Below are 21,313 nucleotides of genomic sequence, written 5' to 3'. Positions count from 1 at the left end.
GTCACCTCGGGGTCTCGAAGGTCCATCGCTGCGGGGACAGCGCCGTCGCGACATCCCAGTCGCTCTCATCCCAGGTGAAGACGGCGACCGCGCACGTCGGCATGCGGGCGATGGCGCCGTCGGACAGGTCCGCGGCGAGCGTGGAGATCCCGGGGTCGTGCGCGACGACGATCACCGACGCGGCTGCCCGCTCGGCCGCCGCCCGCAGCAGCACCGGGGCCGGGGCGGCGTACAGGCGCTCCTGGCGCTCGACGGCCACGCCGAACGGCTCGCTGAAGAAGTCGGCGGTCGTGGCCGCCCGCACCGCCGTGCTCGAAAGGATCGCTTCCGCACGCAGACCCGACTCGGCGAGCCGGCGCGCCATGCGCGGCGCGTCGCGCAGCCCGCGGGCGTTGAGCGGGCGGTCGTGGTCGCTGCGCTGCGGCGCCCCCCAGTCGGACTTGGCGTGCCGCACCAGCGCGAGCGTGATCATGCCGCCGCCGGGCGCACGTGAGACAGGAGCATGGGTCCGACGCTACCGGGTGCGGCGCCGGAGGCGTGCGCGTGACCGATATATCGGTCTGATGGTGGACGCGGCGCCGCTGTGTACGGTACGAAGGTAGGGACCGGCCGCCGCCTGGGGCGCGCGACCGCGACTGAAGCCCTCGCCCGCGACGGACGCCCCCCTGACGCGGAGAATGCGACGGCGAACTCCCGCACATGGTCGGGAGCGGAATGCGGCCCCGGGGCAGCCCCCGAAACATCCCGGGGCCGCATTCTTCCGAGGATCAGCCGATGATGGCGTGCGCGACGGTGTAGATGACGACGCCGGCGAGGGCGCCGACGATGGTGCCGTTCAGGCGGATGTACTGCAGATCGCGGCCCACCTGCAGCTCGATCTTCTGCGTCGTCTCGGCCGGATCCCACCGCTCCACCGTGTCGGTGATGATGCTCGCGATGTCATGCCGGTAGCGATCGACCAGGAACGACGCGGCATCCGCGATCCAGGTGTCGACCCGCCCGCGCAGCGCGGCATCCGTCTGCAGACGCCGCCCCGTCTCGGCCAGGGCGTCCTGCGCGCGCAGCCGCAGACCGCTGCGCGGATCGGCGAGCGCCGTCAGCAGACCGTTCTTCGCGGCCTCCCAGGCCTGCGCCGCGAGCGCGCGCACGCGAGGGCTGTCGAACACGATGCGCTTGGCGTCCTCGAGCTTCCCGATGGTGGCGGGGTCGTGCTGGAGGTTGTCGGCGAGCCGGGCGAGGTACCCGTCGAGCGCGCGCCGGGCCGGATGCACCGGGTCGGCGCGCACGGCGTCGGCGAACCGCACGGCCTCCTTGTAGACGGTGTCGTCGACCAGGCGGTGGGCGATGCCGGGGACCCACGCCGGCAGGCGGCGCGAGACGAGGCCCTCGAAGGCGGCACGGTTGGCGTGCAGCCAGGCCGCGATGCTGTCGACCGCCAGGTCGACCGCGCCGTGGTGGGCTCCGGCCGAGACCACGCGCTCGAGCCAGGCGCCTGCAGGCGGCCCCCAGTCCGGGACGAGCAGGTGCTCGCGGGCGAGCTCGGCGATGACCTCCTGCACCTCGTCGTCGCTGAGTGCGCGGAGGATCCCCGCGGCCATCGCCGAGCCCTCTTCGACGACGCGCGCCGCGTGGGACTCCACGGTGAGCCATGCGCCCAGGCGCGCGGCGACATCCATCGACTCCAGCTTGGTGCGCACGATCGGGCCGGAGAGGAACTCGGTCTCGACGAAGTCGCCCAGGGTGCGGCCGATCTCGTCCTTGCGGCGGGGGATGATCGCGGTGTGCGGGATCGGGATGCCGAGCGGATGCCGGAAGAGCGCCGTGACGGCGAACCAATCGGCCAGCGCCCCCACCATGCCGCCTTCGGCGGCGGCGCGGACGTAGGACAGCCAGGGCGCGCGATCCTCGAGGGCGAACGCGATGACGAAGACCACCGCCATCAGCACCAGCGCCCCCAGGGCCACGCCCTTCATGAAGCGCAGGCCCCGGAGGCGCTCGCGGTCGGCCGGGCTCAGCAGTGCGACGGGCGTGCGGGCCATGCGGTCATCCTCGCACGCCCGCGGTTCAGCCGGCGGCGCGCTTGACGAGCTCGGTGATGCGCGCGGCTTCGGCGTCCCCGATCCTGTGGAGCGCGAAGCCGACCGGCCACATGTCGCCCTCGTCCAGCTGGGCGGCCTCTTCGAAGCCGAGCGACGAGTAGCGGGTCTTGAACTTCGAGGCGGGGGAGAAGAAGACGACGATCTTGCCGTCGCGGGCATAGGAGGGGAAGCCGTACCAGGTCTTCGGCTGCAGGTGCGGTGCCACCTCGGTGACGATCGCGTGGATGCGCTCGGCCATCGCGCGCTCGTCGTCGGGCAGCTTGGCGATGGCGTCCAGGCAGGCCTCCAGGTCGCGCTGGGCCTTGGCGCTCTTCGAGCCGCCGGCCTGCTGCGCCTTCAGCTCGGCGGCGCGCTCCTTCATGGCGGCGCGCTCTTCGGCGGTGAATCCGGACTTCGTGTTCTTCGTCGTGCTCATGGCCTCGACGTTACGCGCGGCGGCGACGCGCCCGCTTCTCCGATCCTGCTCAGTCCTCGACCGGCCCCAGCCACGCCGTCGCGACGGTCGCATGCGCCGACTCCGGGTCGGAGGGGTGGTACAGGCCCGCCAGCACGTCGCGGTAGAGCCGGGACAGCTCCGACCGCGTGAAGTACGACGAGCCGCCGGCGACGAGCATCGCCTCGTCGACGACGCGCTTGGCCATCGTGACCGCGCGGTGCTTGACGCCGCTCATCTGCGAGAACCAGAAGCCGTCGGGCGGAGTGAGGTCGTCCAGCGCGCCGCACAGGCCCGCCAGCTGCAGCGGCAGGGCGTCGTAGGCGAGCGCCATGTCCGCGATGCGCCAGCGGATGTCCGGATCCTGGCTGTACGCCCTGCCGGTCTTCTTCGAGCGGCGGGCGTTCGCGATCTCCACGGCCAGGTCGATCGCTCGGCGGGCGATGCCCGTGTACACCGAGGCGAGCAGCAGCTCGAACACGCTGAAGATGCCGAAGACGAGAGGGTCGGGGTTCGGCCCGGGATCGACACGGCGCACGATCCGGTCGGGCGGGGCGGTCGCGCCGTGCAGCTCGGTGGTGCGCGACTGGGTGGCGCGCATGCCCAGCGTGTCCCAGTCGTCGCGCGTGACGACGTCGCCGGTGCGGGGCACGAACGCGTACACGATCCTGGGTGCGTCCGGCGAGGTGGTGTCCAGCCCGTGCAGACCGAGCTGCGTCCACACGGGGGCCAGGGTGGTGAAGATCTTCGTGCCGGTGAAGGCGTACGAGCCGTCGGGGCGGGGCGAGGCATCCGTGTCGCTGCCGAAGAGCACGAGGTCGTTTCCGGCCTCGCTGATGCCGAAGGCGAACACCTCGCCGGCGACGGCTCCGTGGAGGACGAATCGCAGATCGCGGCTGCCGCGGTCTTCGAGGACCTTCGCCACGCCGGTCCAGATCAGGTGCATGTTCACCGCCAGGGCGGTGGCCGGGGCGGCGGTCGCCAGACGCTGCTGGAGGAGGGATGCCTCGGCCAGGCCCAGCCCGCCGCCGCCGAGCTCCCGCGGCACGAGGATGGCGAGGTAGCCCCGCTCGGTCAGCTCCGCGAGGTCGTCGACCGGGAAGGAGTTCTCCCGGTCGTGGACCGCGGCGCGGGAGCGGAAGCGCTCCAGCAGGTCGTCGGGGAGGATCTCTGCGGGGTCGAAGTCGCTCACAGGTCCCATTGTGCCCCGCGGGCGTCCGGCCGGGCTCAGCCGGCGATCGTGCCCACCGGCTCGGTGTCGGGGATGGGGCTCGGGTCGCGGTGGCGCAGGTCGGGGAAGCCGCGCACGAAGACGGCGGAGACGATCAGCCCCACCGCCGCGAACGCGACACCCGCCCAGTACGCGCCGGTCGGGCCGACGCCGTCGATGAGGAAGCCGGCGACCGCCGAGCCCGCCGCAGCGCCGATGAGCTGCCCGGTCCCGACCCAGCCGAACGCCTCGGCGGTGTCGCTGAACTTCACGCTCGCGGTGGTCATCGCGAACATCACCGCAAGGGCGGGCGCGATGCCGATGCCGGCGAGGAAGAGCGTGCCGCCGATCCACCACACGTTCAGCGAGATCATCGTGAGGGCCAGGCCCACCGTCACGATCGCGAACCGCCGTGCCATCGCCCAGCGGCCGATCGGGATGCGGCCCGACGCCAGACCGCCCACGAGGCTGCCGATCGAGAACACGGCGAGCACGAGCCCCGCCTCCAGGCCTCCGTGGCTGAAGGTGGCGACGACGCCGGCTTCGACCGCGGCGCACGCTCCGATCAGCAGGAACCCCGTGACGGTGGCCAGCAGCACCGCCGGCCGGGCGAGCACCTTCCCGAACGCGCGGCGGCTCGGCGGGATGCGCACCCGTCCGACCTCGGGGGAGAGGATGAACCACGCGCCGCCGCCCACCAGGATCACCACGATCGTCAGCAGACCCGTGACCGTGCCGATCTGCGTGGAGATGAAGGTGATCAGCACCGGCGCGAGGATCCAGATGATCTCCTGCAGGGAGGCGTCCAGCGAGAACAGCGGAGTGAGCTGCCGGGCGCTCACGAGCTTCGGGTAGATCGTGCGCACCGCCGACTGCACCGGCGGCGTGGCGAGCCCCGCGAGGGCGCCGAGGACCATCAGCAGCCCGAGCAGGGGCGGCGCGAGCGCCAGCCCGATCAGCGACGCCGCGCACACGAGCATCGTGAGTGTGAGCACGGGACGCATGCCCCAGCGGCCCATCCAGCGGCTGGTCACGGGGCCCGACACGGCCTGGCCGACCGATGCGGCCGCCAGCACCAGGCCGGCGGCGCCGTACGACCCGGTCGTCTGCTCGACGTGAAGCAGCACGCCCAGGCTCACCATGCCGTTGGGGAAGCGCGCGGTCAGCTGTGCGGCGATGATCCGTCCCACACCCGTCGTCCGCAGCAGCTCCCGATAACCCGCCGATCCCGCCACGCATCAACGCTATGCCAATGCTGACCGGCAGCGTGTCGGTCAGCGGCGTCCCGGCTGCACGAAGCCGCCCTCGTACGCCATGACGACGGCCTGGATGCGGTCGCGCGCCCCGAGCTTGGCGAGCATCCGCGCGATGTGCGTCTTGACGGTCGCATCGGTGACGAACAGCTCTGCGGCGATCTCGGCGTTCGTGCGGCCCTGTGCGACCAGCCCGAGCACCTCGGCTTCGCGCGGGCTGAGCGAGGCCAGCCGCCGCCGCAGGGCGTCGTCGGGGAGGGGCGCCTGGACGAACCGCTCGATCAGACGGCGGGTGATGGTGGGCGCGAGTAGGGCGTCGCCCGCCTCGACCTGGCGGATCGCCGCGAGAAGCTGCTCCCGTGGCGCGTCCTTCAGCAGGAATCCCGCCGCCCCGGCGCGCAGCGCCTCGAACACGTACTCGTCGAGGTCGAAGGTGGTGAGCACCAGCACGCGGGCGCGACTGCCCGCCTCGGTCAGCCGGCGCGTGGCCTGGATGCCGTCGAGCACCGGCATCCGGATGTCCATCAGCACCACGTCGGGATCGTCGCGGGCGACCGCGTGCACGCACTCCTGCCCGTCGGCGGCCTCGCCGACCACCTCCATGTCGGGCTCCAGATCCAGGATGAGCCGGAATCCGGTGCGCACGAGCTGCTGATCGTCTGCGATGAGCACCCGCGTCATCCGTGCCTCCACGGGGTCAGGGGCAGCAGGGCCGTCACCGCGAACCCGCCGTCTCCCGTCGGCTGCGCCTCCACGCGGCCGCCGAGGGCCTCCGCGCGTTCGCGCATGCCCGCGATGCCGTAGCCCGATCCGCCCGCGGTGGCGGCTGCCGCGGACCGGCCGTTCACGACGCGGACGGTGAGCCGGTCCTGCTGCTGCTCGACGGCCACCGCCGCCGGTGCGCCTGCCGCATGCCGGCGCGCGTTCGTCAGGCTCTCCTGCACGATCCGGTAGGCGGCCAGATCCACGGCGGGCGGCACGGGCGCGTCCGTGAGGCGGACATCGAGGGATGCCGGCGTGCCCGCCGCGGACGCCGCATCCACGAGCCCCGCGATGGCCGCGATTCCCGGCGAGGCGCGACCGGGAAGGTCGTCGTCATCGGTCCGCAGCACGTCCAGCATGCTGCGGATCTCGGTCAGGGCGGCACGGGCCGTCTCGCGGATGGCGTGCACGGGAGCGGCCGCGCGTGCGGGCGAAGAGCCCAGTGCGGCCTCGGCGGCCCCGGCCTGCACCGCGATCACGCTGAGGCTGTGCGCGACGACGTCGTGTAGGTCGCGGGCGATGCGAAGGCGCTCCTCGACGACGGCGAGGTGTGCAGCCTCCCGCTGGCGGCGCTCCGCGGTGCGAACCCGTCCGCGCCACAGGCGGCTGGCACGTCCGAGCAGCCACAGACCACCGAACAGCAGCAGGATGAACACGTAGTCCACGCCGTTGTCGAGACGCTCCTGGACGAGCAGGACCGCCGTCAGCACGGCGCCGGCGATGGCAGCGAGGCCCTCGGGGAGATACGCGGCGAGCGAGTACATCACGATCGCGTGCACCGCGAGCGACCACAGCGATCCGGGAGACTGCGAAAGCACGGTCTGCGCGGTTCCGGCCACCATCACCAGCGCGACGGCCACGAGCGGGCTGCGCCGTCGCCACAGCAGGGCGGCCGTCGAGACGACGGCCGCCGGCAGCGTCACGGCGAGCGGGCCCTCGTCCGGGTTACCGGTCAGCACGCTGGCGATCGCGACTGCGCACAGGGCCGCCGCGAGCGCGACGTCGGGAGCCGGGAAGCCCCAGAGGGACCGGCGCCACGATCGCGCGATGGCCTGGCGCATGTCGCCACTCTATTCACCAGTGCGGACCATCGGCGTCGTCCGCACGGACGACAGGGCGCGCGCCGTCCGGACGACGCGATTCGCTCCGGCAGCCGATGCGGCATGGCCGGAGGAGCCGGGAGTCTGCGAGCGTGCGCATCAGCGCAGGAACGGAGAACATCATGTCCCACATCTTCGGGCGGGTCGTCGCGGTGACGGCCCTGATCGTCGGTCCGCTCAGTCTCATCGCCGGCGACATCGCGCAATGGATGCTGCAGCCGGCCGGCCCCGCACCCACCGCCACCGATGCCGCCGTGCAGTTCCCGGATGCCTGGCTGGCGATCGGGCTGCTCGGGGTGTTCGGGCCGATCGCGTGGCTCGCCGGCATCCCGGCCGTTGCCGCGCTCGCGCCCGCCCGCGGCCGGGTGGTCACCGGCATCGGCGCCCTGCTCACCGGGGCGGGGCTGGCGGCGGGGATCGGGCACGTCGCCCTCTTCTTCGGGCTCTACGGCGCGCTGGCGCAGGCGGGGCTCGATGCCGACGCCACGACGGCGATGGAAGCGGCAGCCGACCGCGAACTGCTCGGGAACATCCTGCTGTACGCGTTCCTGATCGGGTTCTCGCTGGGTCCGATCGTCCTCACCGTCGGGCTGCGCATCGCGGGAGTCGTCGCCGTGTGGGTGCCGATCGCCGCCGTGGTCACCGCCGGGGCGAACCTGTTCGGCGGCCCCATCGCCGGAGTGGTGCAGCTCGTCGCACTGGCCCTCGCCTGGGTGCCGCTGGCGGTGGCGGTCGCGCGCAGCGGCGCCGTGGGCGACGCGACACGCCGCGACACGCCGACGAGGCGGATTCCACAGGAGATCTGATGTCGGAGGCGCCTTCTAGCGTGAGGCTGTGGACAGCTTCGGCGGGGGCCCTCGAAACCGCCGGGATTCAGGGGTTTTCCAGGCTTCTCGGTCGGCGTCGATCTGTGGATGAAACGGTGGACAACCTGTGTTGTACTCAGGGAGAGCGGTGGAAAACTACACGATTGTAACTACTACCCCTTGTGGTGCTTCCCGTTGTCGGTACCCATATGTAGTATTGCTATCCCGGCGGGGGGTCTGCCGGAGAGAACGTGGATGTGAGGGGAGAGTCGGGTCGGAATGACGATCACGGTCTACACGAAACCCGCCTGTGTGCAGTGCAACGCGACGTACCGCGCGCTGGACTCGAAAGGCATCGAATACGAGGTCCTCGACCTCTCCGAGGATCCGGCCGCCCTCGAGCAGGTGAAGGCCCTGGGCTACCTGCAGGCGCCGGTCGTCATCACCGACGAGGACCACTGGTCGGGCTTCCGTCCCGACAAGATCGACGAGCTCGCGTCGCGGCTCGCATAGCGGAGGCGCTCACCGACGGCCGGGAGCGTGCGACCGGGAAGGGGGGAACATGAGCGCACTGGCGACATCCACGCCGCTGCTCGTGTACTTCTCGAGCGTGTCGGGCAACACGGCCCGCTTCATCGAGAAGCTCGACCTCCCGGCGCGCCGCATCCCGCTGCACCGGTCGGAGGAGCCGCTCGTGGTGGACGAGCCCTTCGTCCTCGTCACCCCGACCTACGGCGGCGGCCAGGGACGGGGCGAGGAGAAGGGCGCCGTCCCCAAGCAGGTGATCCGATTCCTCAACGATGAGCGGAATCGCCGCCACATCCGCGGAGTGATCTCCGCGGGCAATACGAATTTCGGTGAGGCGTTCTGCCTCGCCGGCGAGATCGTCAGCCGCAAGTGCCACGTGCCGCACCTGTACCGGCTGGAAGTCTTCGGCACGTCGGAGGATGTCGAGCGCGTGAGCGCCGGACTGGAGCAATGGTGGAAGCAGCAGTGATCACGGAGTCGTTCAAGCACGACTCGCGGTTCGACGGGATGGATTACCACGCCCTCAACGCGATGCTCAATCTCTACGGGCCGGACGGGAAGATCCAGTTCGACGCCGATCGGCGTGCGGCGCGCGAATTCTTCCTGCAGCACGTGAATCAGAACACGGTGTTCTTCCACTCGCTGAAGGAGCGCCTCGACTACCTCGTCGAGAAGGAGTACTACGAGGCCGAGGTCATCGAGAAGTACCCGTTCGAGTTCATCCAGAAGCTCAACGACCTCGCGTACTCGAAGAAGTTCCGCTTCGAGACGTTCCTGGGCGCCTTCAAGTACTACACGAGCTACACGCTGAAGACCTTCGACGGCAAGCGCTACCTCGAGCGCTTCGAGGACCGCGTGGTCATGACCGCGCTCGGTCTCGCCGACGGCGACCAGCAGTTGGCGATCGACCTCGTCGAGGAGATCATCGGCGGACGTTTCCAGCCGGCGACGCCGACCTTCCTGAACACCGGGAAGGCGCAGCGCGGCGAGCTCGTCTCGTGCTTCCTGCTGCGCATCGAGGACAACATGGAGTCGATCTCGCGCGGCATCAACTCCTCGCTGCAGCTGAGCAAGCGCGGCGGCGGCGTCGCGCTGCTGCTGAGCAACATCCGCGAATCCGGCGCGCCGATCAAGCAGATCGAGAATCAGTCCAGCGGCATCATCCCCGTGATGAAGCTCCTCGAGGACTCCTTCTCGTATGCGAACCAGCTCGGCGCGCGCCAGGGCGCGGGCGCCGTGTACCTCAGCGCCCACCACCCCGACATCATGCGGTTCCTCGACACCAAGCGCGAGAACGCCGACGAGAAGATCCGCATCAAGACCCTCTCGCTCGGGGTCGTCATCCCCGACATCACCTTCGAGCTCGCCCGCAACGACGAGGACATGTACCTGTTCTCGCCGTACGACGTGGAGCGCGTCTACGGGGTGCCGTTCGGTGACATCTCCGTCAGCGAGAAGTACCGCGAGATGGTGGACGACGCGCGCATCAAGAAGACGAAGATCAACGCGCGCGAGTTCTTCCAGACGCTCGCCGAGATCCAGTTCGAGTCGGGCTACCCGTACATCATGTTCGAGGACACGGTGAACCGGGCGAACCCGATCAAGGGCCGGATCAACATGTCGAACCTGTGCAGCGAGATCCTGCAGGTGAACACGCCCACCACCTACAACGAGGATCTCTCGTACAAGGACATCGGCAAGGACATCTCCTGCAACCTCGGCTCGATGAACATCGCGCTGGCGATGGACGGCAAGGACCTCGCCCGGACGGTGGAGACGAGCATCCGCGCCCTCACCGCTGTGAGCGACCAGAGCCACATCTCGTCGGTGCGCTCCATCGAGGACGGCAACGACCGCTCGCACGCGATCGGCCTCGGGCAGATGAACCTGCACGGCTTCCTCGCGCGCGAGCACATCCACTACGGCTCCGAGGAGGGCCTGGACTTCACGAACATCTACTTCTACACGGTGCTGTTCCACGCGCTGCGCGCATCGAACCGGATCGCCATCGAGCGCGGGCGCGCCTTCGACGGGTTCGAGGACTCGAAGTACGCCACCGGGGAGTTCTTCGACAAGTACCTCGAGCAGGAGTGGGTGCCGCAGACCGAGAAGGTCAAGGAGCTGTTCGCCGGCATCCCGATCCCCACCCAGGACGACTGGCGGGAGCTGAAGGCGTCGATCCAGGAGCACGGCATCTACAACCAGAACCTGCAGGCGGTGCCGCCGACGGGCTCGATCTCGTACATCAACAACTCGACGAGCTCGATCCACCCGATCGCGTCGAAGATCGAGATCCGCAAGGAGGGCAAGCTCGGTCGCGTCTACTACCCGGCGCCGTTCATGACCAACGACAACCTGGAGTACTACCAGGACGCGTACGAGATCGGCTACGAGAAGATCATCGACACGTACGCCGTGGCCACCCAGCACGTCGACCAGGGGCTGTCGCTGACGCTGTTCTTCAAGGACACCGCCACCACCCGTGACATCAACCGGGCGCAGATCTACGCCTGGCGCAAGGGGATCAAGACGATCTACTACATCCGGCTGCGGCAGCTGGCGCTGGAGGGCACCGACATGAGCGAGTGCGTCTCCTGCATGCTCTGACGCGCTGACCGGGTTCTGAAAGAGAAGGAAATGGCCGAGAAACTGCAGCTCCTGGAGCATGTCCAGGCGATCAACTGGAACCGCATCGAGGACGAGAAGGACCTCGAGGTGTGGAACCGCCTCACGGGCAACTTCTGGCTGCCCGAGAAGGTGCCGCTGTCGAATGACATCCAGTCGTGGAACACGCTCACCGCCCAGGAGCAGACGCTCACGATGCGGGTGTTCACCGGGCTCACGCTGCTGGACACCATCCAGGGCACGGTCGGGGCGGTCTCGCTCATCCCCGATGCGCTGACCCCGCACGAGGAGGCCGTCTACACGAACATCGCCTTCATGGAGTCGGTCCACGCGAAGAGCTACTCGTCGATCTTCTCCACGCTGTGCTCGACGAAGGAGATCGACGAGGCGTTCCGCTGGTCGGTCGAGAACGAGAACCTGCAGCGCAAGGCGCGCATCGTCATGGAGTACTACCGCGGTGACGAGCCGCTCAAGCGCAAGGTCGCCTCGACCCTGCTGGAGTCGTTCCTGTTCTACTCGGGCTTCTACCTGCCGATGCACTGGTCGAGCCGGGCGAAGCTGACCAACACGGCCGACCTCATCCGCCTCATCATCCGCGACGAGGCCGTGCACGGCTACTACATCGGCTACAAGTTCCAGAAGGGGCTCGAGCAGGTCGACGAGGCCAAACGCCAGGAGCTGAAGGACTACACGTTCTCGCTGCTCTACGAGCTCTACGACAACGAGGTGCACTACACGCAGGACCTCTACGACGCGGTGGGCCTCACCGAGGACGTGAAGAAGTTCCTCCACTACAACGCCAACAAGGCGCTGATGAACCTCGGGTACGAGGCGATGTTCCCGTCGACGGTGACCAACGTCAACCCGGCGATCCTGTCCGCCCTGTCGCCGAACGCCGACGAGAACCACGACTTCTTCAGTGGTTCGGGCTCGTCCTATGTCATCGGCAAGGCGGTCTCGACGGAGGACGAGGACTGGGACTTCTGAGCCGGGGACCACTGAGGTCTGCTCACTAGCATGGTGGGCATGACCGACCGTCCGCCGTTCAGCCCCGTCATCGCTCTGCTGACCGTGTCGGCGGTGTGGGACGCGCAGCTCGGCGCCGCGCTGAAGGAAGCCGGTCTCACCACGCGCAAGTACGGGCTCCTGGCCCACATCCAGGCGACCCCGGGCATCTCTTTCAGCGAGCTTGCCCGCAGATCGCAGATCACCGTCCAGACCGCCCACACGGCGGTGCGCACGCTCGTCGACGACGGCCTGGCATCCGACGCCACCGCGCACGCGGGCACCGCCTCCGATCTGAGGGTGACCGAGAAGGGCATCCGGGCGCTCGAGCTCGCCGACGCCCGTCTCGCCGAGCTCGACGCCTCCTTCGCGCGGGGCGCTCCCGTGCTCACGCGAGCACTGGAGGGACTGCACGAAGAGCCGTTCGGCTTGGACCTACGCGTATCCCGCCCGACCGACGAGCACGACCACGAGTGAGCTGATGCTCAGAATCCTTCAGCTAGGCTGAAGGTATGTTCCGACGCCCTCTCACGCTCTTCCGCACGTTCGCCGTCGCGGAGGCGATCTCATGGACGCTTCTGATCGCCGCCCTCATCGTGCGGGCGGTGACCGACGACGGGTCGTTCTTCGTGCCCGTCGCCGGCGGCATCCACGGGTTCGTGTTCCTCTGCTACGGGGCGACGTCGATCCTCGTCGCGAAGAACAACCGCTGGCGCCCATGGCCGACCGCCGTCGCGCTCGTCAGCGCCGTCATCCCGTACGCGACCATACCGGTCGAGGTCTGGCTGCACCGCACAGGGCGTCTCGGGGGCCAGTGGCGCCTGGAGGCCACCGACGATCCCCGCGACGGCGCCTGGCACGACAGACTCTTGCGCTGGTTCCTGGGCCGGCCCTGGGTGCTGGTGATCCTCCTCGCGGCCGCGGTCGTCGTGATCTTCGTGGTGCTGCTGATCATCGGCCCGCCCGGCGGGCGCTGATCCCTCACCACCCGGTGGTGAGCACCCGGTCCAGCGCATCGACGAAGGCATCCGCGCTCTCCCGCGAGAAGCACAGCGGAGGCTTGATCTTCAGCACGTTCTGATGGTCGCCGGTGGGCTGGATCATCACCCCGAGCCGCCGCATCCGCTCGCAGATCGCCGCGGTCTCCTCGGTCGCGGGCTCCGTCGGCGAGCGCATGAACTCGGGGCCGAGATAGAACCCGTACCCGTGGACCGTGCCCAGCAGCCGATGCCGGTCGCCCAGCTCCTGCAGGCGCGCCTTCAGGTATCCGCCTACCTCGCGGGCATTGCCCTGCAGCTGCTCGTCGCGGATGACATCCAGCACCGCAAGTCCCACGGCGGAGGAGACCGGGCTGCCTCCCGCGGACGAGAAGAAGTACCCCTGCGTGCGGTAGGCCTCGGCGATCTCCTTCGTGGTGATCACGGCGCCGAGAGGATGTCCGTTGCCCATGGCCTTCGCGACCGCGACGATGTCCGGCACGACCCCCTGCTGCTCGAACCCCCAGAACCACTCGCCCAGTCGTCCGTAGCCCACCTGCACCTCGTCGGCGACCGCGAGCCCGCCGTGTGCGCGGACCGCGTCGTACACGGCGGCGAGGTAGCCGTCGGGGAGTGCGAGCCCTCCGGCGTTGCCGTACAGCGTCTCGGCGATGAACGCCCCCGGCGGCGTGCCGGCGGCCGCCAGCCGTTCGATCTCGGCGACGGCCTCGCGTGCGTATCGCCCGGGGTCGGCGGCGTGGGGGCCGCGGAAGCTGTTGGGCGCGTCGACGGTGTGCACCCACTCCGGCCGGGTGCTGAGTGCGTTGGGGTTGTCGGCGATCGAGGTGGAGACGGCGTCGGTGAGGTCGGTCCAGCCGTGGTACGCCTCGCGGACGGCGAGGATGTCGCGGCGACCCGTGGCGGCGCGCGCGAGCCGCAGCGCCAGGTCGACCGCCTCGGAGCCGCTGTTGACGAGGAAGACCTGGTCGAGGCCGTCCGGCAGCAGGGCCGCCAGCCGCTCGGAGAACTCGACGATCACCGGGTAATGGAACCGGGAGTTGGTGTTGATGAGTCGCCACTGCTCGGTCACCGCCGCGACCAGCCGCGGGTGGGCGTGGCCGATGGAGGTCACGTTGTTGAGGGCATCCAGGTACACGCGCCCGTCGGCGTCGACGAGGAGCTCGCGCCACCCGCGCACGATCACCGGAGGCTCGGCGAAGTAGTGCTCCTGCACCGCGGCGAGGTGCGCCGTCCGGCGGGCGAGGAGCGCGGCGGCGTCGGGGCGGGCATCGGATGCCTCGCGCCCGAGGATGAGCGGAGTCGGGTCCGCCGCGACCGCCCGCCATGCCGCGGCGAGCGACGGCGTCACCGCGTCGGGCAGCTCGGTGCCGTCGTCGACGGTGACCCGCACGGTGCCGGTGAACGCGCCGAGCACCTGCCCGGCGCCGACCGGCCCCGATTGCCGTCCGGTATTCAGTCCCGGCACGGCCCGGCCCTGCGACTGCGCCGGATCCACCCGGTCGGCGTTGCCTGTGGACTGAGTTGCGAACGCGCGCGGCGCGATGGTGAGGCGCACTCCTGGGGTGGTGAGCAGGAGTCGGCCCGGGGTCGCGGTCAGCTCGCCCGTCCAGGGAGCGCGCAGCTCCACCGGCTCGGATGCGGTCAGGTCGATTCCCAGCACGACGTTCGCCGGCTCGGCCGGTCCGGGTCGGGATCGGGTCAGGCGCGGCTCGGCGAACCGGGTCACGACCACGCCGGCCCCGGCCTCGAGCGCCTCGGCGGCGAGGGTGGCCTCCGCCCCGTCATCGAGCCAGCGCCCCTCGTGCAGCAGCGGGCTCGTCGCCGACAGGTCGAGCTCGTGCACCCCGATGCCGTCCGCCAGCAGCCGTGCGCGGGAGGGGAGGGCCAGGGCGGCGGCCTCGGCGCCTGCCGCGCGACGTACGAGGGCCGTGGCCACCGGCAGCGGCACCGAGGTGGCCGCGTCGAAGATCGCGCGTTCGTGCTCGAGGTTCTCGAGGGCGTATGCGTTCGCCGGGTCGTCTCGGAGCACGCGGTGCGCACTGACCACGAGCACCGCCCCGCGCAGCACGACCAGCGGCCACAGCGCATCGAGCTCGGCGTCGCCGAGCGGTGCTGCGCGGTGATACGCGGAGACGGCGCGCACGGCGTCCGCGAGCCCCACGCCGTCGTGATGCAGCAGCGACGACACGGTCACCGCGAGCTCGCCGACCCGCCACGACCGGTGCAGGTCGCCGAAGTCGATGACGCCGTCGGGAGAGGACACGGGTCGCTCGAGAGCCACGATATTGTCGTCCGTGAGATCGCCGTGGATCACCTGCATCGGCAGGTCCGCAGCCAACGGGCCGACCACCGCCCACGCTGCTGCGGCGGCATCGGCCACCCGCGCACGAAGCGCCGGTTCGGCCACTTCGGGAAGCAGCTCGGCGAGCACGTCCGGCGCCCGCCGGAGATCCCACTGACTCGTGCGTTGGACCCCGTCGCCGGTGAACGAGGCGAGCGCGAGGTCCACGGATGCCGCCAGGGCGCCCATCGCGTCGATCACCGCGGGCGAGAGGTGCCTGCTTCCCGAGAGCGTGCTGCCGGAGAGGAAGTCGAGCAGGCGCGCGCCGCCGGCGGCGACTCGCCGCATCGTGGTGCCGTCGGCGAAGGTGTGGGCGCCGGGGGCTCGCACGCCGGAGCGCTCGCGGATCAGCACGGCGGCGCGGGACTGGGCCTCGAGCTCCGCATCGCCGATCGCCGGATTCGCGATCTTCAGCAGTCTCGGGCCGGCAGCGGTCTCGAGCGCGAAGTTGCGGTCTTGATTGCTGCCCAGCTCGCGCGCGACCGCATCGACGCCGAACACGTCACGCGCGATCGCGGCGGCCTCCCGCGCCGTCAGGCGCGGCGGTGCATCCGGGATGAGATCGGTCACGAGGAGATTCTCGCACCGGCCGCGCTCAGCTCCGGGCGGGAAGCTCCTGCAGGGTCCAGCGGTTGCCGTCGGGGTCGGCGAAGGTGACGAAGCGACCCCACGCCTGCTCGTCGACGCCGTCCGCCTCGACGCCCGCCGCGCGGAGGTGAGCGAGCGCCTCGTCGGCGTCGGGCACGACCACCTGGATCACGTCGAGGCTGCCCGGCGCCACGCCGTGGTTGCCGAGCCCGGTGCCGATCGCGATCGAGCACGCCGAGCCGGGCGGTGTGAGCTGGACGAAGCGGAGGCCCTCGAACGGGGTCTGGTCGTGATCGGCGTTGAAGCCGATCTTCACGTAGAAATCCTTCGCGCGGTCGACGTCGGTCACCGGCACGAAGATGAGCTCGATCTTCCATTCCATGTGCGCCAGCGTACGAGCGGCCACCGACAGCGGGAGGATGTCGTCATGCGACTGCCGAGCACCTCCACCCAGCGCACGTACCGCTACGTCCGCCTCGCGATCATCGGGGCGGTCGTGCTGCTGGCCGTCTCGCTGGTCGTCGTGTTCGTCGCCGACGGGCCGCTCACCTCGATCAGCGCCCTGCTGTACACGCCGGGTCGCGGCGTCTTCGTCGGCGTGCTCTTCGCGGTCGCCCTCGCGCTGCTCGCCCTTTCCGGGCACAGCGTCGAGCAGGCGCTGCTGGATCTGGCCGCCCTGTTCGCACCGGTCATCGCGATCGTGCCGACGACGGTCCTCACCGGCGACGCCCCGGGCCTGGTGGTCGACTGCACGAGGCCGTGCGTGCCCGCGTCCGAGCTGCCCGGCATCGGGAACGGGATGCTGTCGCTGGCCGTGGTGGGCACGCTCGGCGTGCTGACCGCCTGCGCGCTCGCGTTCGCGCAGCGCACCATGGGCAGGGCCGTGGCCACCGCGCTCGCCGCGGCGGCGGCGATCATCGCCGCACTCACGGGATGGTGGCTGGCGGCCCCGGCGTCGTTCGTCGAAGGGGGGCACTTCGTCGCGACCGGAGCGTTCTTCTGCCTCGTCGCGGCGACGTCGATCGTCGCGGCCGTGACGGCGCGATCGCCCTGGCGGACGGTGTACATCGTGTGTGGCGCCGGCATCCTGCTGTCCGTCGTCTTCCTCGCCGTGGTCTTCGTCCTGCGCCTGACCGGCCACGCGCCGGCGGAGGTGCCCCTGGTGCTTCTGGGCGAAGCCGCCCTGGTGATCTTCTTCGCCGGGTTCTGGATCGCCCAGACCGTCCAGAAGTGGGATGAGACGAATCCGGCGATCCTCCCGAAATACCTCGCGTCGGCATCGGAATAGCCTGGCCGCCTCCGCGTTTGACTTGATACAACCATGCTCAAGTTCGTAAACTTGATGCAACTGTACTCAAGTTTGAGGAGACGGGAATGCCCGAAGACTTCACACCTCCCACCGAGGGCGGCTCGAGCTCGTTCGACGAGTTCCTCGCGCGCTACCTCGCCGGGGAGCGTGCCCGCCAGGAGCGCTCGATCGACCTGAGCCGCTTCCTGAGCGCGCGCACGCAGGAGTTCCTGCAGCGCGCCGGTCGCTTCGCCCTGGAGCGCGGCCAGCGCGAACTCGACGCGCTCCACGTGCTGCGGGTCCTCGTCGACGATGCTCCGGCCAAGGACGCCGTGGCGCGCGTGGGCGCCGACCCGCGCGCGATCGCGCGCGCCGCCGAAGACCGGCTTCCCGCCGCGTCGGGCCCTGCCGGCGTCGACGGTGCGGTCGTCACGCCCTCGGTGCACCGCCTGCTGTTCCATGCCTTCCAGGTGGCGCGGTCTTCGGGCTCGACGTACGTCGACCCCGAGCACCTCTTCTTCGCGCTGGTGCTCGCGCAGGACACGCCTGCGGGCCAGGTCCTCGCCCAGGCGGGGGTCACGCCGGAATCCCTCACGCAGGGCGCCCGCGAGACGGTGACGCCATCGGGCGCTCCGGCCACGGACCCGGAGGCCGGTGAGCAGGCGACGATGCTGGAGCGGTACGGCACCGACCTCACCGCGCTTGCGCGTGCGGGTGAGCTCGACCCGGTCATCGGACGCGCCGACGAGATCGAGCAGACGATCGAGATCCTCAGCCGTCGCACCAAGAACAACCCGGTCCTGGTCGGCGAGGCGGGCGTCGGAAAGACCGCGATCGTGGAAGGGCTCGCGCGCGCCATCGTGGCGGGCGAGGTGCCCGAGCAGCTGCGCGACAAGCGCGTCGTCGTGCTCGATCTGCCGGCCATGCTCGCCGGCACCCGTTACCGGGGCGATTTCGAGGAGCGCCTCACCACGACGCTCGACGAGATCGCGGCCGCAGACGGCGAGCTGATCGTCTTCGTCGACGAGGTGCACACCGTGGTCGGCGCAGGCGGCGGCGGTGAAGGCGCCATGGACGCCGGCAACATCCTCAAGCCCCGCCTGGCCCGGGGTGAGCTGCGCCTGGTCGGCGCGACCACCCTCAAGGAGTACCGCGTCATCGAGAAGGACCCGGCGCTGGAGCGCCGCTTCCAGCCGGTCAGGGTCGGCGAGCCCTCCGTCGAGGACGCCGTGCAGATCCTGCGCGGGCTTGCGCCGGCATACGCCGAGCACCACGCCGTGGAGTACACGGATGCCGCCCTGCGGGCGGCCGTGGAGCTCAGCGACCGGTATCTGACCGAGCGCGTCCTGCCCGACAAGGCCATCGACCTGATCGATCAGGCCGGCGCGCGCCTGCGCCTGAAGCTCGGCGTCGCGGTCGACACGAGCGCGCTCATGGAGCGGCTCGCACAGCTGGAGGCCGACAAGAACGCCGCGGTCCGCGCGGAGAAGTACGAGGATGCCTCGCGCATCCGCGACGCGATCGCCGAGGTGCAGGCCAAGCTCGACGAGGCGACGTCGCAGCCCGCGGCGTCCGGCGCCGCGGTCGTGGACGAGCCTGAGATCGCGGCCGTGATCAGCCGGGCCACCGGCATCCCGGTCAACCGCCTGACCGAGTCCGAGCGCGAGCGGCTCGCCTCGCTCGAGGACGAGCTGCACGCCCGGGTCGTCGGGCAGGAGGACGCGGTCGCCGCGGTCGCCAAGGCCGTGCGCCGCAACCGCACCGGCATGGGCGATGCGCGCCGTCCGGTCGGCTCGTTCCTGTTCCTGGGCCCCACCGGCGTCGGCAAGACCGAGCTGGCCAAGGCCCTCGCGCAGAGCCTCTTCGACGACGAGACGGCCGTGCTGCGCTTCGACATGAGCGAGTTCGGCGAGCGGCACACCGTGTCGCGTCTGGTCGGCGCCCCTCCGGGCTATGTCGGCTACGACGAGGCGGGGCAGCTCACCGAGCGCGTGCGGCGCAACCCGTACTCGATCGTGCTGTTCGACGAGATCGAGAAGGCGCACCCGGATGTCTTCAACCTGCTGCTGCAGGTGCTCGACGACGGGCGGCTCACCGACGGCCAGGGCCGCACGGTCGACTTCCGCAACACGGTGGTCGTGATGACCTCGAACCTCGGCTCGGAGTACCTGGCGTCGCGGTCGGGGGCCATCGGCTTCACGCCCCACGGCAGCGAGTTCGCCGACGATGACCTGCGCGACCGCGTCATGGGGCGGCTGCGCGAGGCGATGCGGCCAGAGTTCCTCAACCGCATCGACGAGATCGTGATCTTCCGCAAGCTCGACCCGGCGCAGCTGCGCGAGATCGTGGGGCTCATGCTCGACGCGACGCGGACGCGCCTGGCCGCCCGCGAGGTCTCGTTCCACGCGAGCGATGCCGCGATCGAGTGGCTGGCCGAGCACGGCTACGAGCCCGAGTACGGGGCGCGTCCGCTGCGCCGGCTGATCCAGCGCGAGGTCGACGACCGCATCGCCGACCTGTTCGTGTCCGGCGAGCTCACCGACGGGGGAGGGGTCATCGTCGACGTCGCGAACGGGGCGCTGACGGTCAGCGCCGCGGCGCTGGCGACGGCGGCGTAGCCCGACTGGCGGCGCCGGGGGGCAGCGGGCATGCTCGAAGCATGACCGCACTCGTCTCCATCGGCGTCGCCGGCGCCCTCGGCCCCGACGCCATCGCGCGGATCGCCCCCGAGGTCGAGGCCGCCGGCCTCCACGCCCTCTGGGTCAACGACACGCCGGACGGCGATGCGCTCGCCGCGCTCGCCGCGGCCGCCCGCACCACGGCGACCCTGACGCTGGCCACCGGGGTGGTCCCCGTCGACCGGCGCCGCGTCGCCGAGATCGCCCGGGCCGCGCGCCACCTGCCGCACGACCGGCTCGTGCTCGGCATCGGCTCGGGGCATGCTCGCGCCGGCGCGCTGGCGCGCGTGCGCGACGCCGTGGGGCAGCTGCGGGAGCACACGCGCGCTCGGGTGATCGTCGGCGCGCTCGGCCCGAAGATGCGCACGCTGGCCGCGCGGGATGCCGACGGCCCGCTGCTGAGCTGGCTGACACCTGCCGCCGCCCGCATGCAGGCCGCCGACGCGCATCGGGAGGGCGGCCATGCGCACGTCGCGCTGTACGTGCGCACCGCCCTCGACCCCGCGGCCCGCTCCCGCCTCGAGGAGGAGACCGACCGCTACGCCGGGTTCCCGAACTACGCGGCCAACTTCGCACGGCTGGACATCGCCGCCGCCGACACGGTGCTGACACCAGACGGGTTCGCCACAGGCATCCGCGATTACCGCGACGCCGTCGACGAGGTGGTGCTGAGGGCGATCACGCCGGGCGACGACGTCGCCGACTACGCGGCGTTCATCGAACAGGCGGCCCGCGCATGACCCGGGTGGGGGCCATCTTCAGCCCGTACGCGTATCCGCCCGAGGCGCTGCGCGATGCGGTGGTCGCCGCCGACGAGGCCGGCCTTTCCGAGCTGTGGCTGTGGGAGGACTGCTTCCGCCACTCCGCGTACGCGTCGGCGTCGGCGGCTCTGGCCTGGACGACCCGGCTGAGCGTCGGCATCGGCATCGCGCCCATGCCGCTGCGCAACGTCGCAGTCGCGGCGATGGAGGTCGCGACTCTCGCGCGCCTGTTCCCGGGCCGGCTGATGCCCGGCTTCGGGCACGGCGTCCTGCCGTGGATGTCGCAGGTCGGCGCGCGGGTCGCCTCGCCGCTCACCCTCATGCGGGAGTACCTGCCGGCGTTGCGCGCGCTGCTGTCCGGCGACGAGGTGACCGTGGACGGCCGCTATGTGCGTCTCGACGGAGTGCGGCTGGACTGGCCGCCCGCCGTGGTGCCGCAGGTCTACGCAGCCGCCGAAGGTCCGAAGACGCTGGCCCTGGCCGGGGCGGTCGCCCAGGGTGTCGTGCTGGACAGCCGGCACTCTCCGGCGGAGCTGCAGCGAGCGGTGCACACGGTGCGCGAAGGCGCCGGCGACGGGCCCCGACCTGCGGACATCGTCGCGTACGCGGTGGCCGCGTTCGGACCGGGCTCGGCGGAGCGGGTGCGCGCGGATGCGGGCGAGCGCGGCCCGGAGGACGACCGTGCGCTGTGGGGCACGGCGGCCGACGTCGCCGCGGGGGTGCGTCGGATCGCCGCATCCGGCGTCGACGCGGTGATCCTGCTGCCGGCGGAGGGAGACCCCGACCTCGCCCGGTTCTGCGCGGATGCGGCGGACGTGGGCCGGATGGTCGCGTGACG

The 21,313-nt window shown here is 70.8% G+C and carries 20 protein-coding genes; 11 read left to right on the top strand and 9 right to left on the bottom strand.

Annotation, left to right across the window (positions count from 1 at the left end):
* Window position 1: 1 nt before the first annotated feature.
* The 7 genes from ACIWQI_RS01035 to ACIWQI_RS01005 all read right to left on the bottom strand — a co-directional run bounded on the left by ACIWQI_RS01035 (window position 2) and on the right by ACIWQI_RS01005 (window position 6,818).
* On the bottom strand, window positions 2-472 hold the full coding sequence (locus ACIWQI_RS01035; RefSeq protein WP_396655196.1) for a SixA phosphatase family protein: 471 nt from the start codon (window positions 470-472) through the stop codon (window positions 2-4).
* Between the two features lie 295 nt (window positions 473-767).
* Window positions 768-2,039 (bottom strand): DUF445 domain-containing protein, encoded by a 1,272-nt coding sequence (locus ACIWQI_RS01030; RefSeq protein ID WP_396655195.1) that lies wholly within the window; start codon window positions 2,037-2,039, stop codon window positions 768-770.
* Between the two features lie 25 nt (window positions 2,040-2,064).
* On the bottom strand, window positions 2,065-2,514 hold the full coding sequence (locus ACIWQI_RS01025; RefSeq protein WP_396655194.1) for an iron chaperone: 450 nt from the start codon (window positions 2,512-2,514) through the stop codon (window positions 2,065-2,067).
* 49 nt (window positions 2,515-2,563) lie between these two features.
* The gene (locus tag ACIWQI_RS01020; protein WP_396655193.1) at window positions 2,564-3,733 is read right to left on the bottom strand and encodes an acyl-CoA dehydrogenase family protein; all 1,170 of its coding nucleotides are present in this window, start codon (window positions 3,731-3,733) and stop codon (window positions 2,564-2,566) included.
* 26 nt (window positions 3,734-3,759) lie between these two features.
* On the bottom strand, window positions 3,760-4,977 hold the full coding sequence (locus ACIWQI_RS01015) for an MFS transporter (RefSeq protein WP_396655192.1): 1,218 nt from the start codon (window positions 4,975-4,977) through the stop codon (window positions 3,760-3,762).
* A 39-nt stretch (window positions 4,978-5,016) separates the two neighbouring features.
* Window positions 5,017-5,676: a response regulator gene (locus tag ACIWQI_RS01010; protein WP_396655191.1), complete on the bottom strand. Its 660-nt coding sequence runs from the start codon at window positions 5,674-5,676 to the stop codon at window positions 5,017-5,019.
* Complete coding sequence (locus tag ACIWQI_RS01005) at window positions 5,673-6,818, bottom strand: sensor histidine kinase (RefSeq protein ID WP_396655190.1); 1,146 nt, start codon at window positions 6,816-6,818, stop codon at window positions 5,673-5,675. Before ACIWQI_RS01005 ends, ACIWQI_RS01010 begins: the two co-directional genes overlap by 4 nt.
* Before the next feature lie 161 nt (window positions 6,819-6,979).
* Between ACIWQI_RS01005 and ACIWQI_RS01000 the strand changes: the two genes are divergently transcribed.
* The 7 genes from ACIWQI_RS01000 to ACIWQI_RS00970 all read left to right on the top strand — a co-directional run bounded on the left by ACIWQI_RS01000 (window position 6,980) and on the right by ACIWQI_RS00970 (window position 12,798).
* Entirely contained in the window at window positions 6,980-7,663 is a 684-nt protein-coding gene (locus tag ACIWQI_RS01000; RefSeq protein WP_396655189.1) for a hypothetical protein, read from the top strand.
* Window positions 7,664-7,942: 279 nt separating this feature from the next.
* Window positions 7,943-8,176 carry a glutaredoxin-like protein NrdH gene (gene nrdH / locus ACIWQI_RS00995; RefSeq protein WP_396655188.1) on the top strand — a complete coding sequence of 78 codons (234 nt, stop codon included), beginning with the start codon at window positions 7,943-7,945 and terminating at the stop codon, window positions 8,174-8,176.
* 49 nt (window positions 8,177-8,225) lie between these two features.
* Window positions 8,226-8,660 (top strand): class Ib ribonucleoside-diphosphate reductase assembly flavoprotein NrdI, encoded by a 435-nt coding sequence (nrdI, locus tag ACIWQI_RS00990; RefSeq protein ID WP_396655187.1) that lies wholly within the window; start codon window positions 8,226-8,228, stop codon window positions 8,658-8,660.
* Window positions 8,642-10,798: a class 1b ribonucleoside-diphosphate reductase subunit alpha gene (gene nrdE, locus ACIWQI_RS00985; RefSeq protein WP_396655186.1), complete on the top strand. Its 2,157-nt coding sequence runs from the start codon at window positions 8,642-8,644 to the stop codon at window positions 10,796-10,798. The genes nrdI and nrdE overlap by 19 nt, the downstream gene beginning before the upstream one ends.
* Before the next feature lie 30 nt (window positions 10,799-10,828).
* On the top strand, window positions 10,829-11,803 hold the full coding sequence (gene nrdF, locus ACIWQI_RS00980; protein WP_396655185.1) for a class 1b ribonucleoside-diphosphate reductase subunit beta: 975 nt from the start codon (window positions 10,829-10,831) through the stop codon (window positions 11,801-11,803).
* A 39-nt stretch (window positions 11,804-11,842) separates the two neighbouring features.
* Window positions 11,843-12,298, top strand: a complete 456-nt coding sequence (locus tag ACIWQI_RS00975; RefSeq protein ID WP_396655184.1) for a MarR family winged helix-turn-helix transcriptional regulator — start codon at window positions 11,843-11,845, stop codon at window positions 12,296-12,298.
* A gap of 35 nt (window positions 12,299-12,333) precedes the next feature.
* Window positions 12,334-12,798, top strand: a complete 465-nt coding sequence (locus ACIWQI_RS00970; RefSeq protein WP_396655183.1) for a DUF3817 domain-containing protein — start codon at window positions 12,334-12,336, stop codon at window positions 12,796-12,798.
* Between the two features lie 4 nt (window positions 12,799-12,802).
* On the opposite strand, the gene ACIWQI_RS00965 is transcribed toward ACIWQI_RS00970, so the two are convergent.
* Window positions 12,803-15,730, bottom strand: a complete 2,928-nt coding sequence (locus tag ACIWQI_RS00965) for an aminotransferase (RefSeq protein WP_396655181.1) — start codon at window positions 15,728-15,730, stop codon at window positions 12,803-12,805.
* A gap of 25 nt (window positions 15,731-15,755) precedes the next feature.
* Window positions 15,756-16,130 (bottom strand): VOC family protein, encoded by a 375-nt coding sequence (locus tag ACIWQI_RS00960; protein WP_396655180.1) that lies wholly within the window; start codon window positions 16,128-16,130, stop codon window positions 15,756-15,758.
* 45 nt (window positions 16,131-16,175) lie between these two features.
* Here ACIWQI_RS00960 and ACIWQI_RS00955 point away from each other — a divergent pair, with 45 nt between their 5' ends.
* From ACIWQI_RS00955 to ACIWQI_RS00940, 4 genes are all read left to right on the top strand, one after another.
* Window positions 16,176-17,036 (top strand): hypothetical protein, encoded by an 861-nt coding sequence (locus ACIWQI_RS00955; RefSeq protein WP_396655179.1) that lies wholly within the window; start codon window positions 16,176-16,178, stop codon window positions 17,034-17,036.
* An 86-nt stretch (window positions 17,037-17,122) separates the two neighbouring features.
* Window positions 17,123-19,654, top strand: a complete 2,532-nt coding sequence (locus ACIWQI_RS00950) for an ATP-dependent Clp protease ATP-binding subunit (protein WP_396655178.1) — start codon at window positions 17,123-17,125, stop codon at window positions 19,652-19,654.
* 41 nt (window positions 19,655-19,695) lie between these two features.
* The gene (locus ACIWQI_RS00945; protein WP_396655177.1) at window positions 19,696-20,454 is read left to right on the top strand and encodes an LLM class flavin-dependent oxidoreductase; all 759 of its coding nucleotides are present in this window, start codon (window positions 19,696-19,698) and stop codon (window positions 20,452-20,454) included.
* Window positions 20,451-21,311 (top strand): LLM class flavin-dependent oxidoreductase, encoded by an 861-nt coding sequence (locus ACIWQI_RS00940; protein ID WP_396655176.1) that lies wholly within the window; start codon window positions 20,451-20,453, stop codon window positions 21,309-21,311. The genes ACIWQI_RS00945 and ACIWQI_RS00940 overlap by 4 nt, the downstream gene beginning before the upstream one ends.
* Window positions 21,312-21,313: the final 2 nt, after the last annotated feature.

Source organism: Microbacterium sp., from assembly GCF_044508325.1.
Classification (GTDB): domain Bacteria; phylum Actinomycetota; class Actinomycetes; order Actinomycetales; family Microbacteriaceae; genus Microbacterium.
The sequence above is the reverse complement of the archived record's forward strand: the minus strand, read 5'-3'. Positions and strand labels throughout refer to the sequence as shown.